This is a genomic window from Roseomonas sp. TAS13 (assembly GCF_001950415.1).
Lineage (GTDB): Bacteria > Pseudomonadota > Alphaproteobacteria > Acetobacterales > Acetobacteraceae > Roseomonas > Roseomonas mucosa.
In genome coordinates, this window is the sequence record NZ_BDLP01000342.1 from 1 (window position 1) to 4,694 (window position 4,694).

Genomic DNA, 4,694 nt, shown 5'->3' on the forward strand with positions numbered 1-4,694 from the left:
ACCTGTGCCCGCATCCTGGGGCGGCGGATCGTCCTCGTTTCCGCCGTGGCCCGCGCCGGGCCCGGCCGCGCCGGCGAGACGGAGGCCATGCTCGTGGCCTTCAGCGGCCGCCTGATCGCGGCCCTGATGGGCCTGGGCAAGCCCCCGGCGCCGGAGAATGCCGACCCCTTCCTGCTTTCTCCGCCCGCCTCGCGCACCTGAGGCGGCGGCGCCTCAGGCTTCCGGCAGGGGCTTGAGCACCGCGAGGCGGAAGGCGACCAGCAGCGCCACCAGCAGCATCGCCCCGACCATGGCCACCACGCCCGGCCAGGCATGGCTGGCCCAGGCGAGGCCGCCGAGCGAGCCGGCGACGCTGGAGCCCATGTAGTAGCAGAAGAGGTAGAGCGAGGAGGCCTGCGCCCGGCCCCGCCGTGCCCGTCGCCCGACCCAGGAGCTGGCGATGGAATGCGCGCCGAAGAAGCCGAAGGTGGTGACGGCGATGCCCAGGATCACCACGGCCAGCGAGGCGGACAGTGTCAGCAGCACCCCCGCCAGCATGGCCAGCACGATGGCCCAGAAGACGCGCCGCCGCCCCAGCCGGTCGGCCAGCCGTCCGGAGACGGTGGAGCTGACAATCCCCACCAGATAGACGGTGAAGATCATGCCCACCACCGCCTGGCTGAGCCCGAAGGGCGGGGCGAGGAGGCGGTAGCCGATGTAGTTGTACACGGTCACCAGCCCGCCCATCAGCAGGAAGCCCTCCAGGAAGAGCCAGGGCAGGCCGGGGTCGCGCAGATGCACCAGGAAGTTCGCCACCAGCTCCCGCGGGCGGGCGCTGCGCGGGGCGAACTGGCGCGACGGGGGCAGCAGCCGCCAGAAGGCGACCGCCGCCGCGAGGCCGAGCAGCCCGATCACCCCGACGGCCAGACGCCAGGAGCCGAGATCCGCGATCAGCCCGGTGATGACGCGCCCGCCCATGCCGCCCAGCGCGCTGCCGCTGATGTAGAGCCCCATGGCATAGCCCGAGGATTTCGGGTGCACCTCCTCGCTCACATAGGCCATGGCCACGGCGGGCAGGCCGGAGAAGGTGATGCCCTGCAAGGCCCGCAGCAGCAGGAACTGGTGCCAGGACGGAACCAGCGCCGAGATCACGGTCAGGATCGCCGAGACCAGCAGCGAGAAGAGCATCACGGGCTTGCGCCCCATCGCCTCGGACAGGGTGCTGGCCACCAGCATGGAGACGGCGAGCAGGCCGGTGGTGAGCGAGAGCGACAGGCTGGCCGAGGCGGCGCTGACCCCGAACTCCTCCGAGAAGACCGGCATCAGCGGCTGCACGCAGTACATCAGCGCGAAGGTCGAGAAGCCCGCCGCCAGCATCGCCAGGTTCACGCGCCGGAACTCGCGCGTCCCGCCCTCGATGAAGGCCGGGGGCGCCGGGTCATTCTCAGTGGGAGCGGTGTCGTCTGTCATGCACGGCTGTCCCGTTTCCGGCCGGACGGGGTCCGGCCACGGGCGCCGGCGGCGTCCGGACGAACCTGCCCTGGTTGCGGTCCGGCACCCGGTTGAGAGGTGCCCGCGCCAGGATGACGCCTCTCGCCGCGTCGCGCCAACCCGTGCGGCCCCGTTCCGCCTCCCGCCCCGCGCATGGGTCCGCCCCCTGCCCCGGCCTGGCCCGGCGTGGTGCGGCGGGCCGGAGCCTGCTAGGAAACGCCGCCATGACCTGGGCCGATGGCGCCATCCTCCTGATTCTCGGCGTTTCGGCCATCCTGGCCTATTCGCGCGGCTTGGTGCGGGAAGTCCTGGGCGTCGGCGCCTGGGCCGGTGCCCTGGTCCTGGCCTTCGTGATGCTGCCAGGAATGCGCTCGGCGCTGGGCGCGGCGGTAAGCCCCGCATGGCTGGCAGATGTCGTGGCCGTGGGATCGGTCTTCGTCATCGCCCTTATCATCCTGAAACTGTTGATTGCCTGGGTGGCCCGCGCGGTACAGTCCTCGGTGCTGGGCGGCGTGGACCGCGCGCTCGGCACGGTGTTCGGAATCGCGAGGGGTGCATTCCTCGTCGTGCTCGCCTACATCCTGGCCGGACAGCTCCAACCCGTCACGGAACGCTGGCCCGAGGCCCTGCGCGATGCCCGCGCATTGCCTTTCGTGGCCCAGGGCGCGAAGTGGCTGGTCGGCCAGCTTCCGCCCGAGTACCGCCTGCGCGTGCCGGATGCCCCGGCCCGCCCGCTGCCGCCCATGGAGGACCTGTTGCGACCGCCCGCGCGCAACCGGACCTGAGGATTGATTGTCGCATGGATTTCACGACCAACCCTCTCGCGCCGTCCAGCCCCGAAAGGGACGAGGATGACGGCTTCCACGAGGAATGCGGCGTCGTCGGCATCTGGAACGCCCAGGATGCCGCCGCCCTGGCCGCGCTGGGCCTGCACGCCCTGCAGCACCGGGGCCAGGAGGCGGCGGGGATCGTCACCCTGGCGGAAGGCGGCCAGTTCCATTCCCACAAGGGCCGTGGCCTGGTGGGCGACAATTTCGGCGATGCCAAGGTCATGGCCGCCCTGCCCGGCCGCGCGGCGATCGCCCATAACCGCTACGCCACCACCGGCGAATCGGCGCTGCGCAACGTGCAGCCGCTCTATGCCGATTTTGAATTCGGCGGCCTTGCCGTGGCGCATAACGGCAACCTCGTGAACGCCTACCAGCTCAAGCGCGCCCTGGTGCGCCGCGGCTGCCTGTTCCAGAGCACCACGGATTCCGAGGTCTTCGTCCACCTCATCGCCATCAGCCTCTATTCCACCGTGCTGGACCGGCTGATCGACGCGCTGAAGCAGGTCCAGGGCGCCTATTCGCTGGTGACGCTGCACGAGGGCGCGCTGATCGGCGCCCGCGACCCGCTGGGCGTGCGGCCGCTGGTGCTGGGCCGCCTCGGCGGGCCGGAAAGCAATTCCTGGGTGATGGCAAGCGAGACCTGCGCCCTGGACATCGTCGGCGCCGAGTTCGTCCGCGACATCGAGCCGGGCGAGGTGGTGATCGCCGACGAGAAGGGGCTGCGCTCCATCCGCCCCTTCGGCAAGCAGCCCAGCCGTTTCTGCATCTTCGAGTACATCTATTTCGCCCGGCCCGATTCGGTGATCGAGGGCACCTCCGTCTACAACACGCGCAAGCGCATCGGCGAGGAACTGGCCCGCGAATCCGGCGTGCCGGCGGATGTGGTGGTGCCGGTGCCCGACTCCGGCGTCCCGGCGGCCATGGGCTATGCGACGGAAGCGGGGATCCCCTTCGAGCTCGGCATCATCCGCAACCATTATGTGGGCCGCACCTTCATCGAGCCGACCGACCAGATCCGCCACCTGGGCGTGAAGCTGAAGCATTCCGCCAACCGCACCATGATCGAGGGGCGGCGCGTGGTGCTGGTGGACGATTCCATCGTCCGCGGCACGACCAGCAAGAAGATCGTGGAGATGGTCCGCCAGGCGGGTGCCACCGAGGTCCATATGCGCATCGCGGCGCCGCCGACCACGCATCCCTGCTTCTACGGCATCGACACGCCGGACCGTGACAAGCTGCTCGCCGCCAACAACAACGTCGAGGAGATGGCGCGCTTCATCGGCGCCGACAGCCTGGCCTTCATCTCGCTGGACGGGCTCTACCGCGCGCTGGGGCATGAGGGGCGCGACAAGCGCTCGCCGGGCTATTGCGATGCCTGCTTCACCGGCGATTATGCCATCCCGCTGGCGGATCTGCAGGAGGCGCCGGAGCGCGCCCCGGCCCTGATCGCCGCCAACGGAGCCTGATCCCTCCCCCCAGCTCGCCCCCCGGCACGAGGCCCCATGAACGGCACGATCGAGGAGACGCCACCGCCGGAAGGGCTGCCGCCCAGCCCGGCCCCCGCGGCGGAAGCGGGGCGTCCCCTCGCCGGCCGCGTCGCCCTGGTCACCGGGGCCTCGCGCGGGATCGGCGCCGCCGTGGCGCTGGAGCTCGGCCGGATGGGCGCGCATTGCGTGCTGGTCGCCCGCACCCAGGGCGGGCTGGAGGAGATGGACGACGCCATCCGGGACGCCGGCGGCGAGGGCGCCACCCTGCTGCCCTTCGACCTTGCCAAGGGCGCCGAACGGATCGATGCCATCGGTCCCTCGGTCTATGAGCGCTTCGGCCGCCTGGATATCCTGGTCCATGCCGCGGGCTCGCTCGGCACTCTGACGCCCGCCGGCCATATCACGCCCCGCGACTGGGAGGAGACGGTGGGGGTGAACCTGACCGCCGCCTGGAGGCTGATCCGCACCTGCGACCCGGTGCTGCGCGCCTCCGATGCCGGGCGCGCCGTCTTCCTCACCACCCGCCGCGTGGCCGAGCCGAAGGCCTACTGGGGGGCCTATGGCGCCACCAAGGCGGGGATGGAGCACCTGGCCCTGACCTGGGCGCAGGAGGCCGCGATAAGCCCGCTACGGGTGAACCTGGCCGATCCGGGCGCCGTGGCGACGCGGATGCGGGCGCGGGCCTATCCGGGCGAGGATGCCGCCACGCTGCCGAAGCCCGCCGATGTGGCCCCTGCCATCGCGGCGCTCTGCCTGCCGGGGGAGATGCGGAACGGCGAGGTGATACGGCTGGGGGATCGGTGAACAGGACTCTGGCGGCGGGCCTCGGCGGCCTGCTCGTGCCGATCCTGCTGACGGGATGCGCGCCCCTGCCGCCACCCGGCCCGCCGGAAGCCCCTGCCGCCCC

The 4,694-nt window shown here is 71.4% G+C and carries 5 protein-coding genes; 4 read left to right on the forward strand and 1 reads right to left on the reverse strand.

Annotated features, from left to right (window positions below; all coding sequences use genetic code 11):
• A partial coding sequence (locus tag ROTAS13_RS27355) for a hypothetical protein (RefSeq protein WP_171979165.1) occupies window positions 1-201 on the forward strand: 201 nt, incomplete at its 5' end.
• A gap of 12 nt (window positions 202-213) precedes the next feature.
• Here ROTAS13_RS27355 and ROTAS13_RS19690 read toward each other — a convergent pair.
• Window positions 214-1,449, reverse strand: a complete 1,236-nt coding sequence (locus ROTAS13_RS19690; RefSeq protein WP_019461508.1) for an MFS transporter — start codon at window positions 1,447-1,449, stop codon at window positions 214-216.
• A gap of 245 nt (window positions 1,450-1,694) precedes the next feature.
• On the opposite strand from ROTAS13_RS19690, the gene ROTAS13_RS19695 reads away from it, so the two are divergent.
• The 3 genes from ROTAS13_RS19695 to ROTAS13_RS19705 are packed head-to-tail and all read left to right on the forward strand — an operon-like array spanning window position 1,695 to window position 4,591.
• The gene (locus ROTAS13_RS19695) at window positions 1,695-2,255 is read left to right on the forward strand and encodes a CvpA family protein (RefSeq protein ID WP_019461509.1); all 561 of its coding nucleotides are present in this window, start codon (window positions 1,695-1,697) and stop codon (window positions 2,253-2,255) included.
• A gap of 14 nt (window positions 2,256-2,269) precedes the next feature.
• Window positions 2,270-3,766, forward strand: a complete 1,497-nt coding sequence (gene purF, locus ROTAS13_RS19700) for an amidophosphoribosyltransferase (protein WP_019461510.1) — start codon at window positions 2,270-2,272, stop codon at window positions 3,764-3,766.
• Between the two features lie 36 nt (window positions 3,767-3,802).
• Window positions 3,803-4,591: an SDR family NAD(P)-dependent oxidoreductase gene (locus ROTAS13_RS19705; RefSeq protein ID WP_171979166.1), complete on the forward strand. Its 789-nt coding sequence runs from the start codon at window positions 3,803-3,805 to the stop codon at window positions 4,589-4,591.
• Window positions 4,592-4,694 lie beyond the last annotated feature (103 nt).

Coding starts and splice junctions, on each gene's coding strand:
- ROTAS13_RS19695 (WP_019461509.1), top strand. CDS start 1,695: ATGACCTGGGCCGATGGCGCCATCCTCCTGATTCTCGGCGTTTCGGCC.
- ROTAS13_RS19705 (WP_171979166.1), top strand. CDS start 3,803: ATGAACGGCACGATCGAGGAGACGCCACCGCCGGAAGGGCTGCCGCCC.
- purF (WP_019461510.1), top strand. CDS start 2,270: ATGGATTTCACGACCAACCCTCTCGCGCCGTCCAGCCCCGAAAGGGAC.
- ROTAS13_RS19690 (WP_019461508.1), bottom strand. CDS start 1,449: ATGACAGACGACACCGCTCCCACTGAGAATGACCCGGCGCCCCCGGCC.